20 protein-coding genes and 2 pseudogenes are annotated in these 25,408 nt (G+C 67.9%); 10 read left to right on the forward strand and 12 right to left on the reverse strand.

Features of this window, described 5'->3' with window-relative positions; genetic code table 11:
* The first annotated feature begins 551 nt into the window (after positions 1 to 551).
* Positions 552 to 2,864 carry an FdhF/YdeP family oxidoreductase gene (locus tag BIV24_RS13190; RefSeq protein ID WP_071366458.1) on the forward strand — a complete coding sequence of 771 codons (2,313 nt, stop codon included), beginning with the start codon at positions 552 to 554 and terminating at the stop codon, positions 2,862 to 2,864.
* Between the two features lie 75 nt (positions 2,865 to 2,939).
* On the opposite strand, the gene BIV24_RS13195 is transcribed toward BIV24_RS13190, so the two are convergent.
* The 4 genes from BIV24_RS13195 to BIV24_RS13210 all read right to left on the reverse strand — a co-directional run bounded on the left by BIV24_RS13195 (position 2,940) and on the right by BIV24_RS13210 (position 8,509).
* Positions 2,940 to 4,628 carry an FUSC family protein gene (locus BIV24_RS13195; protein ID WP_245766792.1) on the reverse strand — a complete coding sequence of 563 codons (1,689 nt, stop codon included), beginning with the start codon at positions 4,626 to 4,628 and terminating at the stop codon, positions 2,940 to 2,942.
* Between the two features lie 74 nt (positions 4,629 to 4,702).
* Positions 4,703 to 5,086 (reverse strand): hypothetical protein, encoded by a 384-nt coding sequence (locus tag BIV24_RS13200; protein WP_143064605.1) that lies wholly within the window; start codon positions 5,084 to 5,086, stop codon positions 4,703 to 4,705.
* A gap of 298 nt (positions 5,087 to 5,384) precedes the next feature.
* The gene (locus BIV24_RS13205) at positions 5,385 to 6,971 is read right to left on the reverse strand and encodes a Na+/H+ antiporter (protein ID WP_071366461.1); all 1,587 of its coding nucleotides are present in this window, start codon (positions 6,969 to 6,971) and stop codon (positions 5,385 to 5,387) included.
* Positions 6,972 to 7,315: 344 nt separating this feature from the next.
* Positions 7,316 to 8,509 carry a DUF418 domain-containing protein gene (locus tag BIV24_RS13210; protein ID WP_071366462.1) on the reverse strand — a complete coding sequence of 398 codons (1,194 nt, stop codon included), beginning with the start codon at positions 8,507 to 8,509 and terminating at the stop codon, positions 7,316 to 7,318.
* Between the two features lie 910 nt (positions 8,510 to 9,419).
* On the opposite strand from BIV24_RS13210, the gene BIV24_RS13215 reads away from it, so the two are divergent.
* Entirely contained in the window at positions 9,420 to 10,703 is a 1,284-nt protein-coding gene (locus tag BIV24_RS13215) for a hypothetical protein (RefSeq protein WP_245766793.1), read from the forward strand.
* Here the strand turns inward: BIV24_RS13215 and BIV24_RS13220 are convergent.
* Together BIV24_RS13220 and BIV24_RS31800 are read right to left on the reverse strand one after the other, a co-directional pair.
* The gene (locus tag BIV24_RS13220; protein ID WP_071366463.1) at positions 10,687 to 12,507 is read right to left on the reverse strand and encodes an asparagine synthase-related protein; all 1,821 of its coding nucleotides are present in this window, start codon (positions 12,505 to 12,507) and stop codon (positions 10,687 to 10,689) included. The two genes, BIV24_RS13215 and BIV24_RS13220, sit on opposite strands and share 17 nt — an antisense overlap.
* Before the next feature lies 1 nt (position 12,508).
* Positions 12,509 to 13,129, reverse strand: coding sequence for a lasso peptide biosynthesis B2 protein (locus BIV24_RS31800; protein ID WP_245766794.1), 621 nt, complete (start codon positions 13,127 to 13,129; stop codon positions 12,509 to 12,511).
* A 69-nt stretch (positions 13,130 to 13,198) separates the two neighbouring features.
* On the opposite strand from BIV24_RS31800, the gene BIV24_RS34380 reads away from it, so the two are divergent.
* Positions 13,199 to 13,432: a hypothetical protein gene (locus BIV24_RS34380; RefSeq protein WP_177198706.1), complete on the forward strand. Its 234-nt coding sequence runs from the start codon at positions 13,199 to 13,201 to the stop codon at positions 13,430 to 13,432.
* On the opposite strand, the gene BIV24_RS13230 is transcribed toward BIV24_RS34380, so the two are convergent.
* Entirely contained in the window at positions 13,416 to 14,771 is a 1,356-nt protein-coding gene (locus BIV24_RS13230; RefSeq protein WP_071366464.1) for an alkaline phosphatase family protein, read from the reverse strand. The genes BIV24_RS34380 and BIV24_RS13230 overlap by 17 nt on opposite strands.
* 202 nt (positions 14,772 to 14,973) lie before the next feature.
* Here BIV24_RS13230 and BIV24_RS13235 point away from each other — a divergent pair, with 202 nt between their 5' ends.
* The 3 genes from BIV24_RS13235 to BIV24_RS36035 all read left to right on the forward strand — a co-directional run bounded on the left by BIV24_RS13235 (position 14,974) and on the right by BIV24_RS36035 (position 16,915).
* A complete protein-coding gene (locus BIV24_RS13235) occupies positions 14,974 to 16,014 on the forward strand; it encodes a M4 family metallopeptidase (RefSeq protein ID WP_071366465.1) in 1,041 nt (346 codons plus the stop codon).
* Positions 16,015 to 16,040: 26 nt separating this feature from the next.
* Entirely contained in the window at positions 16,041 to 16,307 is a 267-nt protein-coding gene (locus BIV24_RS13240) for a protealysin inhibitor emfourin (RefSeq protein WP_071366466.1), read from the forward strand.
* 173 nt (positions 16,308 to 16,480) lie between these two features.
* Positions 16,481 to 16,915: a helix-turn-helix domain-containing protein gene (locus BIV24_RS36035; protein WP_281247744.1), complete on the forward strand. Its 435-nt coding sequence runs from the start codon at positions 16,481 to 16,483 to the stop codon at positions 16,913 to 16,915.
* 39 nt (positions 16,916 to 16,954) lie between these two features.
* Here the strand turns inward: BIV24_RS36035 and BIV24_RS13250 are convergent, their stop codons facing one another.
* Positions 16,955 to 18,178, reverse strand: coding sequence for an RNA-guided endonuclease InsQ/TnpB family protein (locus BIV24_RS13250; RefSeq protein ID WP_071366468.1), 1,224 nt, complete (start codon positions 18,176 to 18,178; stop codon positions 16,955 to 16,957).
* A gap of 271 nt (positions 18,179 to 18,449) precedes the next feature.
* Between BIV24_RS13250 and BIV24_RS31805 the strand changes: the two are divergent.
* Positions 18,450 to 18,596: pseudogene (locus BIV24_RS31805) on the forward strand (DDE-type integrase/transposase/recombinase); the annotation flags it as partial.
* 13 nt (positions 18,597 to 18,609) lie between these two features.
* Positions 18,610 to 18,864, forward strand: a pseudogene (locus tag BIV24_RS35345) (hypothetical protein); the annotation flags it as partial.
* Positions 18,865 to 18,963: 99 nt separating this feature from the next.
* Here the strand turns inward: BIV24_RS35345 and BIV24_RS13255 are convergent.
* The 3 genes from BIV24_RS13255 to BIV24_RS13265 form a co-directional block, all read right to left on the reverse strand.
* A complete protein-coding gene (locus BIV24_RS13255) occupies positions 18,964 to 19,971 on the reverse strand; it encodes a DUF1259 domain-containing protein (protein WP_071366469.1) in 1,008 nt (335 codons plus the stop codon).
* A 279-nt stretch (positions 19,972 to 20,250) separates the two neighbouring features.
* Positions 20,251 to 20,715, reverse strand: coding sequence for an ABA4-like family protein (locus BIV24_RS13260; protein ID WP_071366470.1), 465 nt, complete (start codon positions 20,713 to 20,715; stop codon positions 20,251 to 20,253).
* A complete protein-coding gene (locus tag BIV24_RS13265) occupies positions 20,712 to 21,623 on the reverse strand; it encodes a hypothetical protein (RefSeq protein WP_071366495.1) in 912 nt (303 codons plus the stop codon). Before BIV24_RS13265 ends, BIV24_RS13260 begins: the two co-directional genes overlap by 4 nt.
* A 223-nt stretch (positions 21,624 to 21,846) precedes the next feature.
* Between BIV24_RS13265 and BIV24_RS13270 the strand changes: the two genes are divergently transcribed.
* Both BIV24_RS13270 and BIV24_RS13275 read left to right on the forward strand, forming a co-directional pair.
* Complete coding sequence (locus BIV24_RS13270; RefSeq protein ID WP_071366471.1) at positions 21,847 to 22,500, forward strand: MerR family transcriptional regulator; 654 nt, start codon at positions 21,847 to 21,849, stop codon at positions 22,498 to 22,500.
* Between the two features lie 295 nt (positions 22,501 to 22,795).
* Positions 22,796 to 24,013: a hypothetical protein gene (locus BIV24_RS13275; protein ID WP_071366472.1), complete on the forward strand. Its 1,218-nt coding sequence runs from the start codon at positions 22,796 to 22,798 to the stop codon at positions 24,011 to 24,013.
* 204 nt (positions 24,014 to 24,217) lie between these two features.
* Here the strand turns inward: BIV24_RS13275 and BIV24_RS13280 are convergent, their stop codons facing one another.
* Complete coding sequence (locus tag BIV24_RS13280) at positions 24,218 to 25,189, reverse strand: helix-turn-helix transcriptional regulator (RefSeq protein WP_071366473.1); 972 nt, start codon at positions 25,187 to 25,189, stop codon at positions 24,218 to 24,220.
* Positions 25,190 to 25,408: the final 219 nt, after the last annotated feature.

Raw genomic sequence — 25,408 nt, forward strand, 5'->3', positions numbered from 1 at the left:
ATCCCGGTTACTACGAGCCCGGGTACGCCCTCGACAGCGACGCAGGCGGTCCGGGGCGCCTTCGGGCTGGAGATCAGGGACCGACTTCGGGAAACTCGACCCGCCGGCGTTCGCGATGGGCACCTGGTGGGACCGGGTCCGGCTCTCGCCCCTCGATCCTGCGTGGCGGTCTGCCGTCTCGGTCGGCGGACCGCCACGCTGCATGCGAAGGTCCGCTGAGCAAAGGCGACTTGGCAAGGTCGCCTGCGCAACGGAGCATTGTCGCGTCTGGACGCGGCCTGCCCGGCATCCCCGCAAGGCCAACGCCGTCCTCGGCTCCGCACCAGTGCGACCTCACCGGTCACCGGACTGCGGCGGCCCTCCGAGCCCTCGACGGACGGACCTCGCAGCGACCTGATCACCGCGTCCGATCCCCCGCGGAAACGGGTGTTCGAACCGGCTGAAGCGGGTGCCACGTGCGTCGGGTGGCGTGCAGTGATCAGCTGACATAGCTTACCGAAAAGCACCCTTTCATTCAGTCATGCCCGAATGTTCGAATGGGGTTGAGGGCCATGAGCACCGACCGCGACGGACAGGAACCACTGGAGCCCGAGGTCGGGCCGACCCCGAAGGAGTCTCCGGAGTTCCGCCCCTACCACCATCCCGCCGCAGGCTGGGGCGCGGCCAAGAGCGTGACCCACCTCCTGTTGCGTGAGCGGACGCTGGTGGACGGGCCTCGGGCCATCATGCGGATGAATCACGAGAACACCGGCTTCGACTGCCCGGGATGCGCGTGGCCCGATGACACCAAGGGCCTGAGACTGGACATCTGCGAGAACGGGATCAAGCACGTCACCTGGGAGATGACACCCAAGCGTGTCGGACGTGCGTTCTTCGCCGCCCATTCGGTGTCCGAGCTGTCCAGCTGGAGCAACTTCTCGCTGGAGGACCAGGGCCGGTTGACCGAGCCGATGGTGTACGACCCCGACACGGACCACTACGTCCCCATCAAGTGGAAGGATGCGTTCGAGCTGTTCGGCCGTGTTGTGCTCGGGCTGGACCACCCGAATCAAGCCTCGTTCTACACCTCGGGGCGGCTCGGCAACGAGGCCACGTTCCTCTACCAGTTGATGGCTCGTGAGCTGGGCACGAACAACCTGCCCGACTGCTCCAACATGTGCCACGAGGCCAGTGGCCGTGGTCTGCAAGCGTCTTTGGGTACCGGCAAGGGTACCGCCGACCTCAAGGACTGGGAGGCCGCGGACGCGCTGTTCATCATGGGGGTCAACGCCGCCTCCAACGCGCCCCGGATGCTCACCGCCCTGGCCGAGGCCTACCATCGCGGCGCCCAGATCGTGCACATCAATCCGTTGGTCGAGGCGGCCGCCACCCGCACCATCGTCCCGCACGACTTCCTGGACATGGCGCTCTTCAAGACGACCCGGACCAGCACTCTGAACCTGCAACCGCGCATCGGCGGCGACATGGCGCTCATCCGCGGTATGGCCAAAGCGGTCCTGGAGCAGTCCAAGACCGATCCCAAGACGCTGGACCAGGAGTTCATCGCCCGCCACACCACGGGCTTCGACGAGTACCGGGCACTGTGCGAGAACACCTCCTGGGACGAACTCGAGCTCCAGTCCGGGGTCAGCCGGGCCGACATCGTCAAGGCCGCGCGCGTGTACTGCGACGCCGACCGCAGCATCTTCAGCTGGTGCCTGGGCGTCTCCCAGCACGAGCACGGTGTCGACACCGTCCGCGAGATCGTCAACCTGCTTCTGCTGCGCGGCAACGTGGGACGCGAAGGAGCGGGACCCTCCCCCGTGCGCGGCCACAGCAACGTCCAGGGAAACCGCACCTGCGGCATCGACCACCGGCCCACCGAGGATTTCCTGAACCGTCTCGCCGAGGTCTGCAAGATCGACCCGCCCTGTGAGCACGGCCTGGACACCGTGGGCACCATCCAGGCGATGCATCGCGGCGATGTGAAGGTGTTCGTCGGCATGGGTGGCAACTTCGCCCTCGCCGCACCCGACACCCCATACACCCATGCGGCGTTGCGCAAGTGCGAACTCACCGTCCAGGTGAGCACCAAGCTGAACCGCAGCCATCTCGTCCACGGACGCCAGGCCCTCATCCTGCCGTGTCTCGGCCGTACCGAGAAGGACCATCAGCGCAAGGGCGTCCAGAGCACGTCCGTCGAGGATTCGATGAGCATGGTCCATCTGTCCATCGGCATGAAGCGTCCCGCCTCCCCGCATCTGCTGTCCGAGCCGGCCATCGTCGCGGGCATGGCCCGCGCCGCCCTGCCCGCCAGCCGCACACCGTGGGAGTGGTACATCGAGGACTACGACCGCATCCGCGACACCATGGCTCAAGTCCTCGACGGCTTCGAGGACTTCAACCGCCGCGTGCGCCTGCCGCTCGGCTTCCGCATCAAGCAGCCCGCCCGCGAACTGGTCTTCCTCACTCCGTCCGGGAGCGCCGAGTTCTCCACGGCCCCACTGCCCGACGTCGTTCCCGCCGCGGGCACCCTGGTGCTGGGCACCATGCGCTCACATGACCAGTGGAACACCACCGTCTACTCCGACAACGACCGCTACCGCGGCGTCAAGAACCTGCGCACACTCGTCTTCATGAACACGGACGACATGCGCGAGCGCGGCATCGCCGAGTTCGACCGGGTGAACATCACCGCGACCGCCCGGGACGGCAGCATCCGCTCCCTCAAGGACTACCTCGCGATCCCGTACGAGATCCCGCGTGGCTGCGCGGCGGGCTACATGCCGGAGATGAACGTCCTGGTCGCGATCGGCGACTACAGCACCCAGAGCGACCAGCCGATCATGAAGCACATCAACGTCACGATCAACGCCGTGACCTGAGCGACGGACCCACCCGGCCGGAGCCGCTCCGGCCGGTGTGACCAACCGGTTCTCCCCGCTCGCCCGGTGGCGGTGTCATCGGCCCCGGGCGAGCCGGTCCAGCAGGTGGTAGGCACGCTGCTCCGCGGCGGCGAGCTCGGTGGGGTCGATCTCCGCCGGCCACAGCTCGCCGGCTGCGGCGTCGTCGGCCTCGCGCAGCTCCACCACCGCCGCGGCCAGTCGCGTCCGGACGACCGGGAAAGACCGCTCCAGGCCGTCGGTCAGCGCCCGCTCCGCGCGCTCGGCGGCCTGCACGCAAACGGCCATGGCTCGCTCCGCCCGGACCGCGGCACGGTCATGGACCACCAGGAGCGCGCAGCCCAGCCCCACGACGATCCCCAGCACGCTGCCCACCCCCCGCTCCAGGACAAGCGCCCGCGCTGGTTCCGGGGCGGCCAGTTCGGTCAGCAGCAGCGCCAGCGGCGTGAGGAAGATGATGCCGAGACCGTAGTTGCGGGCCACGACGTACTCCAGCAGGAACTCCAGAAGAACGATCACGAGAACGAGCGTCGCGGGACCCGGGTCCGCGGCCAGCACACCGAGGGCGAGCGCCAGCCCGGCAGCCGTCCCCAGAGTGCGCTGGACGGCACGTTGCGCTGTCACGCGGACATTGACCGAGTGCAGAACCGCCGCGGCGGAGATCGCCGCCCAGTAGCCGTGCCCGAGGCTCAGGACCACCGCCAGAGCACCCGCCAGGCCGGTGCCCAGGACCATCCGCAGGGCTGGCACCAGCAGGACAGAGGTATGACCGGGACGCCGCCCCACCAGCAGTTCGGCGGCGCGGCAGGCGGCTGGATCGGCCCTCTCAGGACCGGCCTTGGCCGAGCCCCGGACAGTGCCGGTCGGCACGGCCGCGGACGGGAACAACAGCTCGGGCAGAAGGGCGGGAACCGGGCGGCGCAAGTCCACGAGAAGCCGGACCTGTCGACGCAGGTGCCGTGCCACCTCGGCGGGGTCGTCCGGCGGTCGGCAATCGGTGTCGATCAGCAGCGACCAGGAGAGGTCGGTCAGGCGCACGCAGACGCTGCCCCGGGCCCCTCGCCCGGCAGCCGCGGGCGGCATGAGGCCGAGGGACCCGTACGCCTGCAGGACGACGGAGGTAGCCCGGTTCCGGACGGGCCCGCCCTCCTCCCCCGCGCCGGTCGCCTCCAGCAGCTCTGCGACCGCGCGCAGCGCCGCGGCCACGGCGAGGCGCTGCGGCCGGTCCGGGTGCACGAGCCGGCCCGACACGGCCACTGCCCAGACCACGGCCGCTCCCGTCGCGGCCAGCGCGGTCTGCGGGAGGACATCGGCAAAGGAGGCGGGTGAGGCATTGGCCGCGACAGCGAACGAGAAGAGCAGCAGCACCGCGCCGAGCCCGCCCAGCCGTGTGGCGTCACAGGCGAACTTCGCCAGTCCCGCCACCGCGGCCATCGCCGCGACCACCACGGCGGCACCGGCTCCCCCCTTCCACGGCTGCGCCCACGCGGCGAGAACCGAACCACAGGCCACACATGCCGTCATGGCCACCGCGACCACCGCAAGGACCCGAGCACGCCGCGGGTAGGGCAGGTTCTGCCCGAACGTGGTGGTGAAAGAGCCCAAGATCGTGTAGACGGCGTACTCGGCCCGCCCGGCCGGCAACAACGGCAGGACGGGCAGTGCCGTGGCAATTGCGGCCTGCAGGGCATGGGTGAACGCCCCGTCCACCTTGCGCAGGGCAAGCGCACCGCGTGGCGAGAGCACGCGCGCCGCGGCCGCCGAACGCCGCCTGACCGCTGCGCCGCCGGTCCCGCTCGGGTATGGCCGCCGCCGTGGGTTCACTCGTGCCGCCGCTGCGGTGCGCGTCGCGGTCCGTGGTCCGCCGCGTCTGTACCAGGGACGATGTGCCGTTGACGCCTGAGCAGGGTGAGGGCTCCTGCGACGGTGACACCGGCGAACTCCGAGGTGAGCGCCATCATGCCGCCTTCACCGGCTGCGGCCCGCTCGACCACGTCAGCGGCATCCGACCATGTGGTGTGGATCGGCCGCAGACTGACCTCACCGCGGTGACGCACGCCGAGCTCCGTCAGCCGGTGCAGGACGTCCTCGGCGACCTCGCGTGCGACGACGGCCTCGATGACATCGCCGACAGGGCGTCTGCCGGCACCGTCGGCGACCGTGAGATGAGCGATGCCCGGTTCCTCCGTGAGAAGGCCCGTCATGGCGGCACTGTCACGGAATGCGCACACCACCCTGAGATGCCTCATGCCTGCAAGTATCAGGACAAGCGGGAGGCCTTACGCACAATGTTGAGCAAATGAACCACTGTGCCGATCGAGCGGGGTCCCCGCACGAGGACCGCAACGAGGCACGAGCGCCAGTCATGTCGATCGGCGTGTCGCCGGGGCCGCGCGCCGGTGGGCGTCACCGTCGGCCGTGCGCACCACCGGACAGCTCGGTGGAGACCTTCCAGATCGGTGAGATGGCGCCGGAGGCCCTCTCCGCCCCGCCGGGATGCAGTCAGTCGCGGGCGCGGAGGCTGGCTTCTTCGAGGTCGAGTTCTCGCTGGATCCGGCGCCGGGTGGCGCTGCTGATCTTGTTCGCTTTGTAGAGACGCTGGAGCTCGGCCGCCTCAATGGCGATGAGTGTCCGACGTATCTCTCGGTAGGCGTCGGCAGGACGTGCGTCGGGGTCGCTGTAGTGGGCGTCTTCGGCCTGGTGGATGCGCGCCTCCAGTTGGCGACGGGCCTGTTTCAAGGCGGCCTCGGCGGCGGCGCCCAGATCCGCGAGCTGATCCAGATCGCCCAGCTTTTTGAGCTCGTCGAGAGCGGCCTTTGCGATGTGTCGGCGGGTCCGGGCCTCTTCGCGCGCGGAGTGCTCCGGCTCCAGAGCGATGCCGGAGAGACGGACGACGGGGGCGAGGGTGAACCCCTGGAAGATGAGGGTGAGCGCGACGGTCCCGGTGGTGAGCATGAGGATGAGGGCCCGGTGCGGCAGCGGCGCCCCTGTGTCGGTGGTCAGGGGGATGGAGAGTGCGGCGGCCAGCGGCATGACGCCTCGGGTGCCTGCCCAGGACAGGACAGCCGGAACGCGCCAGGAGAGGCGGCTGTCGCCCTCCCTGTGCCGGTAGTGGATCAGGGCGGACAACGGGAAGATCCACAGCAGGCGGATCGCCAGCAGAGTGAAGACGATCACCGGGACCCACAGCGGCCAGCCGTGCTCGTCGTGCGCGAGCTGACGGACGGTAGAAGGGAGCTCGAGGCCGATGAGAGCGAAGACGACGCTCTCCAGCAGGAAGGTCACGGTGTCGTAGACGGCGTGGACCTGGAGGCGGACGGGGGCGCTGCTGAGCTTATGGCCGGTACTGCCGAGGACGACCCCGGACACGATGACGGCAGTCACGCCGGAGGTGTGCGTATCCTCCGCGATGACGTACGAGGCGTACGGAGTGACCAATGCGATGACGGTCACCAGCATGGGGTCCTCGGTCCGTCTGCGGATGAGGGTCACCACTCCGGCGACGACCGCGCCGATGAGGGCTCCTCCGCCTGCAAGGATCAGAAACTGCTCGACGGTTCCGCCTACGGTGACGGCGCTGCCGGAAACCGCGGTGACCACGGCGACCTTGTACAGGACCAGGGACGTGGCATCGTTGAACAGGCTTTCCGCCTGCACCATCGCCTGCACGCGCGGTGGGAGAGACAGGCGCCGTCCGAGCGCGGAAACGGCCACGGGGTCAGTGCTGGCCAGGACAGAGCCGAGGATGAACGCGGATACGGTGGTGAGCGGCGTGATCGCTCGGGCGACGTACCCGACAGCGACGGCCGAGGCGAGGACCAGGCCGAAGACCAGGCCGGTCACAGGCCGCCACACGGTGCGCAGGTCGCGGACAGAGATTTCCCCTGCCGAGGCGAAGAGCAGCGGCGGCAGCACCAGCACGTTGATCACATGAGGCGGCAGGCGGACCTCGGGAACCCAGGGCATCAACCCAACGATCAGACCGGCAACCACCAGGAGCGAAGGGGCGGGCATGCTCCAGTGCCGAGCGCCGGTCGTCACGGCTGTGGCCAGGACCACGAGCAGCAGGATGACGGTAAGGCCGGTCATGGAACGTCCCCAGTGGGTTACGGCTTGCTACCCCCTCTGACCAGGTGCTTTATCAACGTAACCGACCTCGGGCGGTAATGCAGCTGCGCCGGACGCGCCCAGCGCCGCCAACCACAGCCGATCCGTCGGCTCGTAGCGCACCGGCCTCGTGAGCTGCCTGCGGGGCCGACGGCGGCCACGCGGACGGGCAGGCCGCCGACGCATGATGTCGACGCCGTCTTCACGGGGACAATGCACGGGCGTGAGGAGGGCCAGGGGCCGGCCCGGCGCATCCTGCACACCCGCTCCAACCTGGGCGGACGAGGTTTTCGTCAAGGGCAGCGTCGGTCCGGCCGGTCCTGCGCTCAGCGGACGTACCGGGCCAGGCCCGTCGCCTTGGCCATCAGCCACTCGAGTGGCCCACGCTGTTGGAAGCGCGACCAGATGGTTGCGAACACCATGGCGACCACGATGAAGCCGAGCAGAACGTGCAGGGGCGATCCGGGCAGTTCGTCGATGCCCAGGAGCTGGATGGCGACGAGGTGGAAGACGTACGCGGTCATCGACATGGAACCGACTGCGATGACCGGCCGGGCCAGGGACCGGAGCCGTGGGAAGGCGTCCGTCGCGGCCAGACACGCGGTCACGACCATGATCGCCACACCCGTGTTGCCCAGGATCGACAGGGTGGTCTCACTGTGCGGGGAAGCAGCCAGCAGCCAGGCGGGGGTGTCCCCGGACGGATAACCCGCGGTGTCGGACCACCACACGCTCGCCCCATCCCCGGTCGACGTCGACGCGCCGATGGCGTTGGCAACGCCGGGAAAGAGGTGCAGCGCCAGCCAGGAGCCTCCGTAGCCGGTGATCGTGAGGGCGGCACCCGTGAGGGCCAGGCGTGTCCGGACGGCGGTGGCAGCCAGGTCCAGGCGGGCCACGGCCATACCGGCGATCACGAACGGGATCCAGGTCAGGGCCGGGTAGGCGCCGGTGAAGAGCAGCGAGACGATGCCGTCGGGCTCACCGGGCGAGCGGACGGCGCTGTCGCCGAGCGCCTGCTGCACGACGTAGAGCACCTGGGGCAGGACGAGGGCCGTTCCCACGGCGATCGCCGCCAAGGGGCCGGCGTCGAGCCGGTACAGCGGTAGTACGAGCAGGAAGTACAGGCCGTAGAAGGCAAGGATCACATCGACTGGGGTGCCGCTCATGGTCAGCCAGGTGCCCAGGGCCAGGAGGATCGCGGCCCGGATCACCACCTTGGCCACTGCCTGGCGCCCGGCCCGCCCCGTCTTCGGCGCCCCGCGTCCGGTGATGAGCACAACGGCGAAGCCCGCCAGGAAGGCGAAGAGCGCGGAGGATCTACCGTGGGCCAGCTCCATCACGAAGCCAGTCACCCCGCCCTCGTCAGGGTCGGGCCCCACATGAGCCGCGTACATGCCGAATACCGCCAGTCCGCGGGCCAGGTCAAGCCCGATGAGCCGGCCCGCCTGTGCCTTCCCGCCGTCGCGCACGGGGGCCGGGGCGTCTACCGCAGGAGCTGCGACGTCTGTGTACTGAGTCATGCCTTCCAGGTTTGAGAGTGGGGTGATCGCCGGGTATCCGGCAGATGTCCGGGCCGCCCTCGCCATCCGGCGGAGGCCCACCTGCCGGTTATCTGGAGCCGCTGCTCGCGGAGCCGCCCCGGTCGTCCGGGGCTTTGGGCTCGGTGCAGCAGTGCAGCAGGTGTGGACAGTCATCGGTGTATGTCGTTCGAATGTAGCCGACGGCCGCGATACAGACTGTGGGGCAGAACACATGTGACCCGGATCGCGGCGGTGGACGACGAGGCAGCGTTCCGATCCGGCTTCCGGCTCATCCCCGACGCGGCCGACGATATCCAGTAGAGCTCGCAGTCAGAGTCACCCTTGCGCGGCCGCGACCGTATCGTCAGTGGTCCACTCGCAGCGCTCGAGACCCTGCGTCCCGCACACCATCTCCCACCCAGTGCCCCAACAGGCAACGTTCGCCCCGTCGCGACGCCCGGCACGCCTCCCCCAAACTCTTCGAAAAGGGGGGACCCCCAGAGCACGCGCCGAACACCGCTCCTTGACAGGCGAACGTTGCCTGCCGGGACAGCACAACTAGGCCGTCCAGAGGCATCCGGATGGTGATCCGACGGATTACCGCGGACGATGGTGCTCGAGCCCGAGCCCCCGGGCAGCGCCGGGATTCCTGGGTCCGCCGCGGGGGTCGGAAATCCGCGACGCACCGCGAGGTACGTGCCGCAGGAATTCGGCAGGGGGCTTGTCGGAGGGCGCTTGCCCCGTTCAGTGCCTCAGTGACGGTCGAAGGAGACAACCCCGTGGGTTCTCTTGGCATACGCCGGTGCCGACCGGCGGGACTTCTCCCGGTCGGCTTGGGTGCGCATCCGGTCGCAGTCGGTCGGCACGGTCGGCGCATGGCGTGCGGCCTGCGGCCAAAAGAGGTGATCACGTGAGGACTCCCTCCAAGTCCGCCACCACCACCCGCCTGCGTGCACAACGGAACCTGGCGAAAAACAGACGGTCGCGGGTCTCCATGGTGGTGATCCTGCTGGTCCTCCTTCTGACTACCGGGTTGCTCAGCCGGTTCGGCGTCGAAGACTTCAGCGGGGCCCTGACCTTCCCCGGTCGCATCACCGGTGCCGTCCTCATCGTGGTCGCGTTCACCACGTTGCTGGGCGCTGCCGCGGTCGTGGACCACTGGGTCTGGCACAGCTTCCCCTACTCGGGACTGGTGGCGCTGATCGGCGCATTCGCGGCCTTGTTGACCAACATCCTGCTCCTGGCCGACATACTGAAGAACGGCGATTCCGTGGCCTACCCGGTGCTGGTCGGCGCGCTCACGGCGGGCTCGGCGTGGGCTGTCTTCGCGGTGTGGCGCACATCGGTCGTGATCCCCGCCCCGAAGCGGGTGGCCGCGGCACTGATCCTCTCCTCCGTCATCGCGATAGCCAATTTCGGCTACCAGAACCTCTACCAGCCGTCCCAGCACGAGGTCAGGCCTGTCATCAAGTTGACCACGGGCAACCCTGTGACGAGTCAGGACCACAAGGCATTCTCAGTTCCGGTCGACATCACGCTTGAGAACCGCAACGATGCGCGTTTCTACGTGCTCGGCACCGAATTCCACGCCATGGCGCAACGGGTGCCGCTCAGTTCGAAGGACCGGCTCCGCCAGCAGTGGCGGGCTGATGCCGAGCAGTGGACCAAATACCAGGAGATCAACCCGCTCTCCCGTAGGGAGATTCACCAACCCGGCGAGCTGATCGAGGCGCAACCGTGGCTTCCCACCGGACAGTGGATCGAGGCGAACGACACCTTCTCCACCCGGATGGTTGTGCAACTGCCCATGGACACGCCATACGATCAGGTAGCGTTCTACGCCAGCGCAAGTCTCGCACACAAGGACCGCGTCATCCTGAAGCAAATCGATTTCCAGGGTTACTCCTGGCGCGGCGGCAAAGTGCCCCCATGGATGAACACGAAGGAAACCGACTCCCTCATCTATCGCGGCAGATTGCACGAAAACAACGCGATCGACGAGCACACGAGGGTCCCTCGCTTCGTAACTGTCTATTGGACCTTCGGCGCGCAGGGCGCGGGCATACGGGAAACCATCACGCGTCACGGCAGCGAAGACCACACCCAGGCGGAGTTGGTGAGCCGGTACGGTCTTGTCGACGTCCTGACGGGCCCGATCGAACGAACCCTGTGGGACATCAAGAGCCGGCGATGACCGGCACGGCCGCGCCGAGTGCGGGGGGACGCCGGTCCAGTCGCTCCAGCCACACCACCAGGGCGAGCGAGCTGTTGAGACGATCCCAGGCGTACGCGTCCCCTAGGCCGAGTTGAGCCTCCCCCACCGCCTGGCACAGCGTGTCGATGTTGAACATCTCCGCAGTCAGCGGATGCCTGGCGGAGTGGCAGAGGTCGAGAAGTTCGTTGCCGTGTGTCCGCAGGCCGCGGGCGTAGAGCTCGTTGAACGGAACCTTGACCACCCGGCCGCGGATCCCGGGCGGGAGCAGATCTGCCATGGCCTCGCGCAGAACCGCCTTCGGGCGGCCCGGATGGAACGTCGCGTCGGCGGGGAGGCGGCGCATCGTGGCGATGACCTCCGGGTCGAGGAATGGATGCGAGAGGACGAATCCGTCCTGCGGTGCACGGTTCCAGGACAGCGGGTCGGGGGCGGCAACGTAATTGGCAGCGTCGTAGCGGGACTGTTCCGGTGTGCGCCCGAACACGAAGCGGCTCTCCGCGATGCTGGCCTCGCGGTAGCCGTGCGCCCGCGCGAATTCGGATCGCAGCCATGGGGGGCGGGCGAAGTTGCCGAGGCCGCCGAGCACCGTTCCGCGGCCGTGGACGAGTGCTGTGACCCGTTCGGCTGCCAGCGGAAGAGCCGGCTGCACTACGTAGGCGGAGACGACGTCCCACAAGCCCCGCTCACTGCCCACGGCCCAGGCGCGTGCCTGCTTCGCCAGCCGCCGGAGTTGTGCTGTGCGGGCCAGCCTATGCAGGTGGAACGGGTTGACGTCGACGATCGGATCGGCCCCGCAGCCGGTCAGGAGGGTGTCACAGCCCAGTTCCGCCGCAGCGGCATGCAGCCTGCTCCAGAACGGGGCACGGAAGGCGTGCGCGTGAGGCTCGTCCGTGTCCCCCGCGTGGTGCTGGAAGTCGTCGAAGTCGGCCACGTCGTCGACGTCGACGATCATCGGGCGGGCTGCGGGTGCGTGACGGCGGATCGCCTCCATCGCCTCGTCGAGGTACGGCTGTTCCCCTGCCAGTTCTCCCCTGCCGAAGCGTCCGGCGAGCAGGACGAGTTCCCCCAGGTGGCCCTGTCCCGCGGCCAGCTGACGTGCTGCGAGCAACGCGACGCTGGTGGAGTCGGTGCCGCCGGAGACGTGGCATGCGGTCATCCTGCCCACACGGCACCGGACAGCGCTCTCCAGTGCGAGGCGCAGGTCCTTCGCCGCCCCACCGAAGTGGGGTCCGTCTGCTGCCGGTACCGATGGCTCGTGGGCCTGACGGCCGCGGCGCATCACCCGACCGTGCATCTCCCCGGTGATCGACAGTTCCACCACCTCGCCGCCAAGGACACGGTGTACCGCGACGAACGGGGTGAGTTCCCAGTGCGGTTGCGCCATGTTCCCGGTCAGGTAGCGGCAGAAGTAGCGACGTTCCAGCTCTGCGATGTCGCCCAGGCAGCGTGCCGAGGTACTCACCGCGGTCACACGGCCACCGGACTCCCTGAAGAACAGGGGGATACGTGCCTGCGCGTCCCGCACCAGCAGAACCCGGTCGCGGCACACCAGGACGGCCGCATAGTCGCCGATCGGCAGACGAGGTACGGCTCCCGGTCGGCCGAAGTCCTCGAGGAGGCCGCGTGCGCCCGCCACACGGTCACGGACCGAGCCGACCCAGCCGACGACCGCCGCGGTGCCGGCATCTGAGGAGACCGTCGTCACGAGTCCCTGCCGCGCCATGGCCTCGGCTGTCCAAAGCTTCGGTGCGCCCCCGACCCACGCGAGGCGGAGCGCTTCCATGTCACGGTCCTCCGCAGCCGATCGAGAGCACCGGCGTGAAGGCGTGCCCTCGCGGATCGGCGTCAGGGATGCACAGGCCGGCCGAAGACGTCCAGGCGTGCAAGGCGAACGGGTGCTCGCGCACACCGACGTGAAGCACGGCCTTCAGGCCGCGCCGCCGCAGCAGGACAAAGGCCGTCACGGCCTCGGCCTTGCAGTCGTCGTTGACGAACCAGCTTCTGCGGCCGTGTGATTGCAGTGCCTGCTTCAGCCGCATGACGTCCTCGGCTGAGGGGAGGTCCGCACGTGCGTAATCGGGGGCTGCCAAGGACAGCAGCCGAAGGACGCGCCCGAATCCCATGGTCCGGATCAGCAGGTGCACTCCACGCAACCAGAGCCCGACCTCGACGCGCGGATGCGTCTTTCGGCGGGTCGCACACCCGGCGCGAACGAGACCCGTGACGAGTTCCGCGCGTTCCTCGGAGCTTCCGTCAGCGAACTTCTGGACGTCTGCCGTCGCCATTCCGAGAAAGCGCGTCCGCCTCCAGTCCGCAATCAACGCTCCGCTGGACATCCTGGTGACACGGCAATGCGGTGACAGGATCCGCGCCATGACCACCAGGGCATCGGTGTCCTCTGCCACCGCACATCCTCCAAGGTCGGCCCGTCGACAGCGCCTTCGCGGCAGCGGACGGTGTCAGGACTGGTATCCGTGACCGTCGTAGAAGCCGCCGCTGAAGCCCCGGATGAGTCGGCCGTTTCCGAGAAGAACAAGCCGATGCGGCCTGCCACGCCGCAGCAGTCGGAAAAACATCGCTACCTCCAGGATTCAGGCAACGTCGGTCGATTCCACGCTACTCTGCCCTGGATGGCCCGCAACCGGACTGCCGAGTGCGTGCTGGGTGCGGCGTCCTTGCTGAGTTTGTTCCTCACATGCTCGGAATGAGCTTCGCGGCGACGAGGGTGTTGTACACACCTTCAAGGTGAGAGGTCTGGGTCCGGGCAGGGTTGTCGCCCTTGGAGACGGGGACGACAACACCGGCCAGCGGGTCGTCATCGCGTGGATGTTCCAGGGTCAGGACCTCTCCGATGCCGGGGGCGGCGTTGTCGCGGGCGGTGAGCGGGGGCAGGCCCCAGCGCTGTTCGATCGTCTTGAGCACCGAGGTGTGGTCCAACGGCACGCTGTCATCGGGGACACGGAAGACGGTCCCGGGCTCGATGAGGGGGGAGACCAGCACCGTAGGCACCCGTAGCCCGAACCGGCTGAAGTCGAAGTCGAACTCCACGCCTTTGATGTTGTCGGGCGGCGTCGCGCCGGCGGGTGGAGGTACATGGTCGTAACAGCCGCCGTGCTCGTCGTAGGTGATGACCAGCAAGGTCTTGGCCCAGTCCGGTCCGCCGCGCAGCGCCTGGTAGGTGTCGTAGACGAACTGTTCGCCGGAGGCGACGTCATCGTTGGGGTGTTGGCTGTTTCCGCTGTAGCCCCAGGAGGGCTCCAGGAAGGTGAACGCGGGCAGCGAGCCGTTGGCTGCGGCGTTCTTGAAGTCCATGAAGTGGCCGAAGTGCCGTTTGTCGGCCTGATGGGCGTCGGGGAAGTCGGCGGGGGTCAGCGGCAACTTGTTGTAGCCGTAGACCATCCAGTCAGTGTTGTTGTCACTGAGCCGGCCGAAAATACTCGGCGTGTCGAACATGGGCCTTTTCGTCTTTTTCACCAGATCCATGCTGGTCTTGTCGATCAGGTAGCCCAGGCTGGTCCCGGCGAGGGCGAAAGCCCGGTTGGGCAGGGTCTGGGTCGGCACCGAGCAGTACCACTGGTCGCACACCGCAAAGCCGCGGGCCAATCCGGACAGCACCGGCACCCCTTCCGGGGTGAAGCAGCCCATGATGTCGCTCGGGGTGACACCCGGGGAGTTGCCTCTCCGCTTCGGAAGCATCTCCGCGTAGTCGGTGACGAAGCCTTCGTTGGTCGCGGCGGGGGTGGGTGTGGGCGGATCGGCTGTGCCGAACAACTGGATGTTGACTCGGTCGAACTCCTCCCCGGGGATGGAGCCCGGCATGAAGTACGCCCCGGGTTTGGCCGGGTCGATCCGGAAGACGGTGACCTTGCTGCCGTTCCCGTCCGGGTTGGACTCGGTGCCGGTCAAGCCTTCGAAGGGCTGGCCTGACGGGGTGCGGTTGCCCTGGTCGGTGTAGAGGAACCCGAGCATGTTGTCGAGGGAGCGGTTTTCCAGCATGAGGACCACGAGATGGTCTATCCGGCTCAGAAGTGTGGAATCCGATGTCATCTGGCACCTCCCGCAGATCGCGCGGGCTGGAGGGGCGAGGCCCCCACCGGCCTCGGCCGTGGCCTCTGTTACCACCGTAGAACGAAGGCCCATACCTCGCTCGACGGCCCCGCGCACGCGGAAGGTGCCGCCCTGTACACCATGCTGGCGAATCCAGCCCACAGACCGGGAGAGCCGCCCCGTGCCAGGGGACCAACGCACTATGAAGAACCACTCATGCGTCTGCACCATCGTCCCGCCGCACATCATCGACGCTCTGGCGCAATGCGGCGATCCCGAACTGCGCGAGATCGGCCGGCGTAGCGGGGAACTCGACCGGCAGCACCGCCAGCAACGGCTACAGGCGGCCCTCGCCGCGCCGGGGGCCGCTGCTGACCATCCCGACCGCACCATCTTCGACGCCAGCCACCGCACGAACCTGCCGGGCAATCGCATCAGACGCGAGCAGGACCCGCCGACCGCCGACCCGGCCGACAACGAGGCATACGACGGCCTGGGGGCCACTTTCACGTTCTACTACGAGGTCTTCCAGCGTCGTTCCGTAGACAACGCCGGGCTGCCCCTTGACGCGTCCGTCCATTACGGCCGTAACTACCTCAACGCCTTCTGGAACGGCCAGCAGATGGTCTTCGGCGACGGGGACGGCAGAACCCTCCAGAACTTCACCGGATGCCTGGACGTCATCGCGCACGAACTCACCCACGGCGTTACGCAGTACTCGGGGGGCCTGGACTACCAGGGCCAGTCCGGCGCGCTCAACGAGTCGATCTCCGACGTATTCGGCTCCCTGACCAAGCAGTACGCCCTGCGGCAGACCGCCGAAGAGGCCGACTGGCTGATCGGAGCAGGAGTTCTCGCTCGCGGTATCAACGGCGTGGCACTGCGCTCCATGAAGGCACCCGGCACCGCCTACAACGACCCGCTGTTCGGCAAGGACCCCCAGCCTGCGGTGATGGACGACTACGTGGACACCAAGCTCGACTCCGGCGGGGTGCACATCAACTCGGGAATCCCCAATCACGCGTTCTACATCGTGGCCGACGCCCTGGGCGGCTATGCCTGGGAGCAGGCCGGACACATCTGGTACCAGACCCTCGTCTCAGGCACCCTGCCCTCCGACGCCGACTTCGCCACCTTCGCGCGTGCCACCATTGAAGCCGCCCACTCCCTGTACGGGGCCGGAGCCGAGGAAGACGCAGTACGCAAGGCATGGGGCCAGGTCGGCGTCAACAGCAACGGCTGACCCACACGCCCACGCAGAGGAGCCCCATGCGTATCCGTGTGACCCGCAGCGGCGGCCTCGCCGGTCTCACCCGCCACGCCGAGGTGGAGACCGGCGACCGCCCTGAGACGGCCGAACTGGAACGCCTCGCCACGGAGGCGGTCGCCGCCGGCCACCCTGAGCCGCCTCCCGGCGTCCCCGACGGCTTCCACTACGAGATCACGGTGGATGACCACACCGCACACTGCGCCGACCCTCACCTGACGAACGCCCAACGCGAACTGATCCAACACCTGCTCCGCGAAGGCGCCTGAGCCAAGAGCGGAGGTGATGTCCCGTAGTTGCGGCATGCTCCAACTGGTGCCGCGCACCCACGGCGGCTCCACCGCCCCGTCCGCCGGGCCGGCCATCTGCCGGCCCGACGGCTGCCCGCTCGGACGATCCCGCGGACACCAGTACTGAAGAGGCCGCGGCATTCCTCCGGTACTTGCGTCAACTCTTCGCGGCGCTCGTCCACCGCTGGTGTCCCGCGCGCATGCTGCACCGGCTCGTTCCACCGGTCCTCCGGGACGGCAGGCCGCTCGCCGAGCCGCTGACGCCGCGCGAGGAGGAGGAGGAGGAGGAGGTCGCGGCGCTGGTTGCCGGGGGGCTGTCCAACACCGACATCGGCGAAGAGCTGTTCATCTCGCTCACCACCGTCAAGTCCCATGTGGTCAGCCTTCAGCGCAAGTTGGCCGCCCGTAACCGGGTCGGCATCGCCGCCCGGGCCTGGGAGTCGGTCTGGGGGCGGTTGGGCGTCCCTGATCAGCCGGATCAAGGACGCCCGACAGTGCCATGGGGGCGGACTGCGTCGGCGAGGGCCGAGCGCTTGCAGGCACTGCCCCAGCTCCTACCGGATGAATTGACGTGCTCCTCGGGTTGAAGCCCGAGGATTCTGGCCGTCCCGCGGGTTGCTGTGCCGCTACGCGGCACGGTTTCCGTGTGGGATTCCCTGGCTTCCTGTTTCTTCACGCTGTGCCAGAACGGGTTCTGGTCTTACCGGCGCTCCGCAGGCTGTCACCGCCAGTCCGGCGGCCGATTTCACGTTCTTCGCGGCGTTGTGGTCCCGGTCGTGGACCGTGCCGCAGGCGGTGCAGGTCCATTCCCGCACGTGCAGGGGTTTGGGGCCGTCGTGGTGGCCGCAGATGGAGCACACCTGGCTGGTGGGCTCGAACCTGCCGATCTTCACGAAGGTCCGCCCGTACCGGGCCGCCTTGTACTCCAGCATGCCCACGAACTGGGACCAACCCGCATCGTGGACACTCTTGGCCAGCCGCGTACGCGCCAAGCCTTTGACCACCAGGTCCTCCACGGCCACCGCTTGGTTCTCACGGATCAGCCGAGTGGACAACTGGTGGTGGAACTCACGGCGCGCGTCGGCCACTTTTGCGTGGGCGCGGGCGACCTTCAGGCGGGCCTTGGCCCGGTTCTTCGATCCCTTCTGCTTGCGGGACAACTCCCGCTGTGCCTTCTTGAACTTCTTCTCCGCGCGGCGCAGGAACCGCGGGGAGTCGATCTTCGTGCCGTCGGACAGGACGGCGAAGTGGGTCAGTCCGAGGTCGATGCCGATGCTCTGGTCGGCCTGGGGCATGCGGGCCGCGTCGGCGGCGGGGTCGGTGTCGATGACGAAAGAGGCGAAGTACCGGCCCGCAGCGTCCTTGATCACGGTGACGCTGGACGGGACAGCCGGCAGGGTGCGAGACCACTTCACCCGCACCTCACCGATCTTCGGCAGGTTCAGCCGCCCGGACGGTGTGAGGGACCAGCGGGCGTTTGCGGTGAACCGGATCGACTGCCGTGCGTCCTTACGGGACTTCATGCGCGGCGCGCCCAGCTTCGGTCCCTTGCGTTCGCCTTTCAGCGAGGCGAAGAAGTTGCGACAGGCGCTCTCGGCGTCCCGCAGGGACTGCTGCAGCACCACTGCGGAGACCTCGCCCAGCCAGGACCGCTCGGCGGTCTGTTTGGCCCGGGTGATCAGGGTGCGGGACAGGTCCGCGGCCTTCGGGAACGGCAGGCCCTGCCTACGGGCGTCCTCGCGGGCGCGTACCGCGTCGTTGAACACGACACGAGCGCACCCGAACGCCCTGGCCAGCGCAGTGCGCTGGCCTGGCCGCGGGTACAAGCGGAAGCTGTACCGAAGCTGCACACCGAGGACTCTACGTACCTGAGTTATGGCGGAGATGCAGAATATCCGGATCGGTCGGCAGTGATTTTTCGTGATGCATGTTCACTGGGACTTTGTGACCGAGTTCCGGTACAAGGTGTTCACGGATGATCATCTGTGGTGCATGAAGGAGATCATGCGGGCGGTACCGGACATCGAAAGCGACCCGCCCCATGTGAAGCCCTTTCCGGCTCCGCCGGAAAACCACCGCGCCGCTCCGCGTCGCGCCTTCAGGTTCGCTTCACCACCGGGACGCGACTTCACCGCGTCCTGTCCGAACGAGTGGTGGGTCGCCGACTTCACCTATGTCGCGACCTGGTCCGGGATGGTCTACGTCGCCTTCGTCGTGGACGTGTTCTCCCGGGCGATCGTCGGCTGGTCGGCCGCCACCAGCAAGCGGGCCAAAGGACACCACCAACCAGCGTGGCCGTGCGTTTCACGCGTTCTGGCTGGCGCGTACGCAGCTGGACCAAGGCGAGCTCGACCAGGCGTGCCACACGGCCACGCAAGCACTGGAGACCGCTTCGATGGTGGCCTCCGAGCGAGTATCCGGTCATCTCCGTGAGTTCTGCGACCAGTTGACGCCGCACGGGCAGGAGCCCGTAGCGCTGACCTTCGAGGCACGGCTACGGGAACTTCTTCCACCGGTCAGCGGATTGCTTCACCCGGTCCCTCTCGATCGGTCTCCAGGGTCTCAGACCGATCAAAAGGCGGGCACAAGTCCGGCCCCTTTCGCGTCTGTCAGACGCGATGGCCACACGCCGTTGTCAGGTAGTGGGCTCGGAAAGGTTGGTCGCGTCGAGTGCTGGGCGGATGGCCTTGGCGAGGCGCGTGCCGTCGCCGGTGGCCCAGAAGTGCAGGTAGAAAAGGCGTGGCTGGTCGTTCAGCATGTGGTTGTGGAGCTCGACGATGTCGATGCCGCCGCGCCGCAGGGCGCGGATGACCTTGTTCACCTCGTCGGCCGTCATGACGAAGTCGCCGTTGATTGCGGCCTTGCGGTCACCAAGGGGCTGGAAGTTGACCGCGGTGGCAATACCCAGGGCCGGGGGCAGGACGTGCCGGCCGTCGGTGACGGTGTCCCGGCGGGGGATGGAGAACTTGTAGATGCCGCCGTCGGCGGTGCCCTTGCGGCCCATGGCGTTGTCGATGGCGGCGGTATCCAGGTCGATGCGCGGCTGAGTCGGCTTGGACGGTGACGCGGCCGGGATGCTTGTGGCCGCGAGGGCTTCCTTGAGGCCGCGGGCGAGGGTGACGGGATCGCCCATCCCGTGGATGTGGGTCCACCAGATGGCAGGGGATTGCTGCAAGAGGTGCTTGTGGAGCGCTGTCTGCTCGATGCCCGCCTTCTGCAGAGCATCCGTGACCTTTTGCAGTTCGTCCTCGGTGACCACAAGGTCGCCCATCATCATGGCGTCGTCGCGGTACTTGGCGAAGTTTACGTACCCGCCGAGCAAGAGACCCCCTTTGATCTGCACGCCCTTGCTGGTGACCTTGAGGTCCGTGCGAGGCAACGCGACGTGGTAGACGGTTCCACCCATCAGCGACCCGGTGCGGCCAAGAGCGTCGGCGACCGACTTCCAGTCGGATCCCTTGGTGGGCAGCGGAGCGGAAGGCTGCGAGGTGGGATCGGCGCCCGAGTCGGATATGGAGGTCTGCGGGGCCCCTACGGTCGCCGAGGCCCCCGTGAAGCCGGAACCGGCCACGATCAGCGTGGATGTCGTCAGCAGGGTCAGTGCCAGCCCGCCGAGGTTCGAAGAACGCCATGTGCGAGGCATGGAGCCTCCTCTGAGTCGAGAGCTACCCCTTGCTCACCGTAACCACGCACCTACCGACAATCCTTGGCAGGCATGGCGTATGGGTGAAAGCGTCCCGGCCCGAAGATGCCACGAAACGCGGCCGTTCGTGCAGGTCAGCGCTCGAACAAGACCGCAAATGATCGCAGCTTCCCAAGCTGAGAGCGCGAGTTCGATTCTCGTCACCCGCTCCACAGAAAAACCCCAGGTCAGCGACCTGGGGTTTGTTCGTTGTCTAGGTCAATCTCACTCCCATGCCGCCTACGTGGCTCCGCCGGCAGCAGCCTGTGCGAGGGAGGCGCGCGCCGTACGCCGGTTTCTTGCAGCCCGCAGCCCCAGGAAGGCCAGCAGCCCGAACGGTGACAGCAGGATCGTGAGGACCAGCAACGGCCCCATCAGCAGGGCGGAGAAGCCCAGCCGCCTGCCCTCCAGGTACATCCACTGCCCGATCAGCAGATCCCAGGCGATGACCTGTGCCCAGACGGCTCCCGCCCCGTTCGCCAGGGCCGCCAGCTCGCGGAAGGTGTCGAGGTCCGGGCTGCTGACCGCGCTCCAGAGTTCGGGGAACACCGGAACCGCGAGCCCGAGGTAGACGAAGAGTACGGGCACCACGGTCCACGGCGATCCGGCGATGCGGGCAGTCGGGCCCCACGCCGGCGCGAAGATCATGAGCAGCCAGACGGGTGCGGCCAACCAGAAGGAAAGCTCGAAGAGGAATCCGGTCATGACATGAGTTCCTTCGAGACGGAGGCGCCTGCGGCGTCAGTCGCCTTGTACGAGGAAGGCGTCCGGGCTACCCGCAAGGATCCGTACGTCCCGAGCGTGACGGTCAGCAGGATCAGGCCGGCCACCCCCAGCGTCGCCCCGTCCGGATGGATCAGCGGCTGGCCTCGCAATGCCTGCCAAAGGACCACCGCGAAGACGGCGGTGTATGCCCCCGAAGCGAGCAGCACCAGGCGCAACCGAACCCGATCGTCGGCGAGGCGGGCGAAACGCGGTGCGAGCACGGTCAGCACCATGACCATTGACGGCAGGAGTTGGAGCGCGTGCATACCGACGAAGTGCGGGATCCGTAGATCGCCGCCAGCCGTGGACCAGCCGGTCAGGGGCATCGAGGAACCGCCGTCCGGCACGCCCACACTGTGCGCGCCGACCACCTTCGAGACGCCACGCCGCTGCCCCGGTGCGGGCTGGGTCATCAGGAAGCCAACAGCGGCCCCGGCCAGGGCCAGGACGATGCCGGAGCGCATCGCCCAAGCGGATGCGCGGTCGGCGATTCGGGCGCGGAGCAGCAGCACGGCGAGGACGAGCGTGGCCGTCCACAGGATGACGACCGTGACGGCCATCGTGTTGAACAGGGCCGCGTCGAAGGGGGTTTCGTAGTTGAAGTGGCTGCGCTTTCCGCGTGCGGCCTGCCCCGTGATGATCACCATCTCGACGAGGCTCGCCAGCGCGATGACGGCCCCCGCCCACCATCCCACGCGTCGGCCGCTGGGGAGGAAAGACAGCATCCAGGCCAAGGAGAGGCTGTACGCCACGAACGAGACCGAGAACTTGAACGGCTTGGCCCAGAGCGGCGCGCCCGCCAGGACGCGGTCGTCGACCACGAGTCCCACCGCGGACATGACCGCCATCGCCGCCGAGAACAGCACCAGCGGTCGGTGCCATGACCGCCATGGCGCCGAAGACGACCACTGCGGCGCAGGCCACGAGGACACGCGTAAGGAAATCACGACTACCTCCCATGAGCGGATAGTGGCACTATCCGCCATCCGATAGCGCCACTATCTATCATGGGTGACGGGCTGGCAAGGGCCGGCGAGGTGGGCAGGGCGAAGTCCAAGGAGTGAACCGACGGTGCGTATCGGAGAGTTGAGCCGGAAGACCGGAGTGCCGGTACCGACGATCAAGTACTACGTTCGTGAGGGTCTGCTGCCTGCGGGTGAGCTGACCAGTCGGAACCAGGCGAGCTACGGCGAGGCGCACGAACGTCGGCTGCGGCTGATCCGCGCCCTGCTCGATGTGGGCGGCATGAGGGTGGCCGAAATCGCGGACGTACTGGCGGCCGTCGACGACCCGGAGCGTCCGCTGCACAACGTGCTCGGCGCCGCGGCGGACCGTATCGGCAGCGCGAGCGTCGAGCACGACGACGCCGAGTCGGCGGCTGCCCAGGACGTCGTCGCCGGCCTCATCTCCCGGCGTGGCTGGCGCACGCATGAGTCGAACTCCGCCGCCGCCGACCTGTCCAAGGCCCTTGCCGCCATGGCCCGGTTGGGCCACGAGGCGTTCGCCGAAGTGCTCGACGACTACGCCGACGCTGCCGAGCAGGTCGCCCGCGCCGACCTCGGGTACGTGGACCGGCAGGTGGCGGTCGCTGACGTAGTGGAGAGTGTGGTGGTCGGGACCGTTCTGGGTGAGGCAGTGTTCAGCGCGCTCCGGCGACTGGCCCATGTGGACGCCTCGGCGAGGCTGTACGGCGAGGATGGGGCGCAGGAGCGCAAGACGATCTGAGACGACCGGACTTCGAGTGCATGGCCGCCGTCACCAGCCAAGCACTCCGGTGGTACGGCCCTAAAGCCGGCAAGTGCACGGCCGGAGCGTCAGCACTTTCGGCCAAACACGACCGCCGATCCTGCCGTCGAGCCGCTCAGCACTCCGTCCGGCGCCCATCGCCGCACTCAGGTTGTCTGCTTTCAGACATGCCGTGTTCTAGCCAGTCACAAGGCATTCACCACTGGACCACTGGGCTTACACACTGGGCGACGCCCGCCGTCGTCCTTGCGGGCACCTTCGAAAAGGAGTCCCTGTGAAGAAGACTGTCTCCCTTGCGGTCAGCCTGGCAATCGCCGCGACCTGCGCGGTCGGTGTGGCGCTCCCCGCGCACGCCGCTGACGCGACTGGGGCCGCGACTGCCAGCAGCCAGTCGCTCCAGTCGGCCATCGACACGTCCACGTTGCCTCCGCGACTCAAGGCCCTCGCCGACAAGATCCTTGCGAAGCTGCCCGCCGACTGGCAGTCCCGCGCCAAGGCTGCTGCCGCGAAGTACGGCATCGACGATTCGCAGTGGAGCGAGCTGCGCGACAGCGTGATCAACCCCGACGACTACCAGTGCCCGTCGACCGGGCTCAAGACCTGGGCCCGCTCGCTCCTCATGGGCGCCGAGGACCCCTTCGCCATCTTCATGCTCTCGATCTTCGATGGTTTCAACCTTCCAACCTACGACGCGCTGATCTTCGGCAGGGAGTCGAAGTCCAACAAGTTCGGTGTCAACGGTGAGTACACCCAGGAGCTCACCTCCGAGATGAAGAACCTCAAGCGGTTCTGGGACATCAACTCGGCGGACATCCAGCTGGTACCGCTGCACGGCGCCGATGTCTTCTCCAGCCCCGAGCGGGTCGCGCGCACGCTCTCCGTGCTGTACGGCGGGACGCCGGAGTCCCAGCTCGACCTGGCCGAGATGTTCATCGAGCTCGTCGACATGGAACCGATCCTCAAGGGGGGCGCCAACCCGATCTTCTCCTTCAACGCCTTCGCCCACAGCGAGAAGCGCAACCCGGGGACAGGCGTCTCCGACAGGATCGTCATGGGCGACGGCATCCTGCAGGGCATGTCAGCCGTGGGTCTGGGCGACGTCGCCCCGCGGGCGATCGAGGCCCACGAGTTCGGCCACCACGTGCAGTACCAGGACGACCTGTTCGTGAGCGACCTGACCTGGGCTGAGGCCACCCGCCGTACGGAGCTCATGGCCGACGCGTTCGGCACGTACTACCTGACCCACGCCCGCGGCGAGGCGCTGAACACCAAGCGACTTCTGGACTCTGAGCAGTCGTTCTACGAGGTCGGCGACTGCGGCTTCGACAACCCGGGCCATCACGGCACGCCGAACCAGCGGCTCGCCGCGTCCAGTTGGGCGGCGAGCGTGGCCAACGACGCGGCGAACCAGGGCCACATCCTGCCGTCACTCAAGTTCGCCGGGCAGTTCGAGGCCAAGCTGCCCGACCTGGTCAAGCCGGACGCCGGCTGACGCTGCAGTTCGGCCGCAGGGCGCGCTCACTCGAGCGACCCAAGATCCGCGTGGGGCGGGCCGGATCCCGCACCGGCCCGCCCCACGCGCTCGTCACGTGTGGGCGATGCCGCCGACACAAGGGCACGGGGAGGAGTAGGCGGCCGGGTATGCGGGCGAAGCTGTGCTGTCCTCTCCGACCTGGGCGACGGTTCAAAGGACGGTTCAAAGCCAGCCCTGACGGCTGGCCTGGACACCGAGCTGGAACCGGGTCTGGGTACCGAGTACCTCCTGCAGGCGGGCAATACGTCGGGTGACGGTCCGTTCGCTCACCCCAAGCTCACGCGCGATCGACTCATCGGTGAGCCCGGCGCTGAGGTAGCCCAGGAGCTGTCGCGTCTCGTTCGTGGGACGGGCCCAGCCCTCGGTGGGCTCGCCGGCCCGAGGAAGCGGGACGGCTATGCGCCAGTACGACTCGAAGACTCCGATCAGCCCATCCAGGACGCCCGATGGTTGGACGACGACGCTGTGGTGTCCCGCGCGATTCGGCGCGACGACGGACAACACGGCCAAACGGTCGTCACAGAGCAGGAGATTCATGGCGAGGTCAGGAGAGACCCGCGCCTGCTCCCCGCGGTCGACACACGCGTGCGCCGCCTCCAAGGCCTTGGGTTCCTGCAGGATGTCGACGCTGTACACCACCCGGTAGGCGATCCCGCGGGCCAGGGCGTCCAACGCTTCGGTGTCGACCTCCGGCGCACGCTCACCCCCGCCCACCGGCCCGATCGACAGCGCGCGCACCTCTGCCACTGCCTCGTTGTGGACCCGTTGCTGGATCTTGTCAGGGCTGTGGGAGGTGTCGACGACCTCGATGTAACTCGACCCCGAGGTGTGATCGCGCCAGAAACACGAGAGGAGCGTCGCACTCTCGTGGGCGATCCGGGCCTCTCGTGCGCGCCGCTCGGCTATGGCCTCCAGTACTGCGCGAGGGGGCTGGGCGGTCAGCCTGTCATCCGTGCGGGACACCAAGCCGATAGCGGCAAGCTCGTCGACCGCGTGGTGCAGCCCTTCGGCAGGCGATCCGGCCTGCGCAAGCCGGCCGGCGAGCTTGACCGGGGTCAGCGGACCGTGCTCCACGAGCGCAAGGTAGGCAGCCTCAGCTGCGATGGAGAGACCGAGATTCTGCAGTGGGCGCATGAGTAGTCACTCCCAACCCAGCGGCGCCGCACGGCACTCGTTGTCGACCCCGTTCCTACGGGGACTTTCCGTCTGCTGGAGGCAGCCAGCCTAGCACCACGTGATCATGGCGGCCGAGTCGGAAGCCGGAACGCGGCGCGTGATCCGGATCGGCCGCGCGGCCCTACGCTGCCTGCTCGCCCGACGGGGGACCAATGAGAGGCCCCCGGCCAGGCCGGG

The sequence above is a fragment of the Streptomyces colonosanans genome (assembly GCF_001866645.1).
GTDB lineage: Bacteria > Actinomycetota > Actinomycetes > Streptomycetales > Streptomycetaceae > Streptomyces > Streptomyces colonosanans.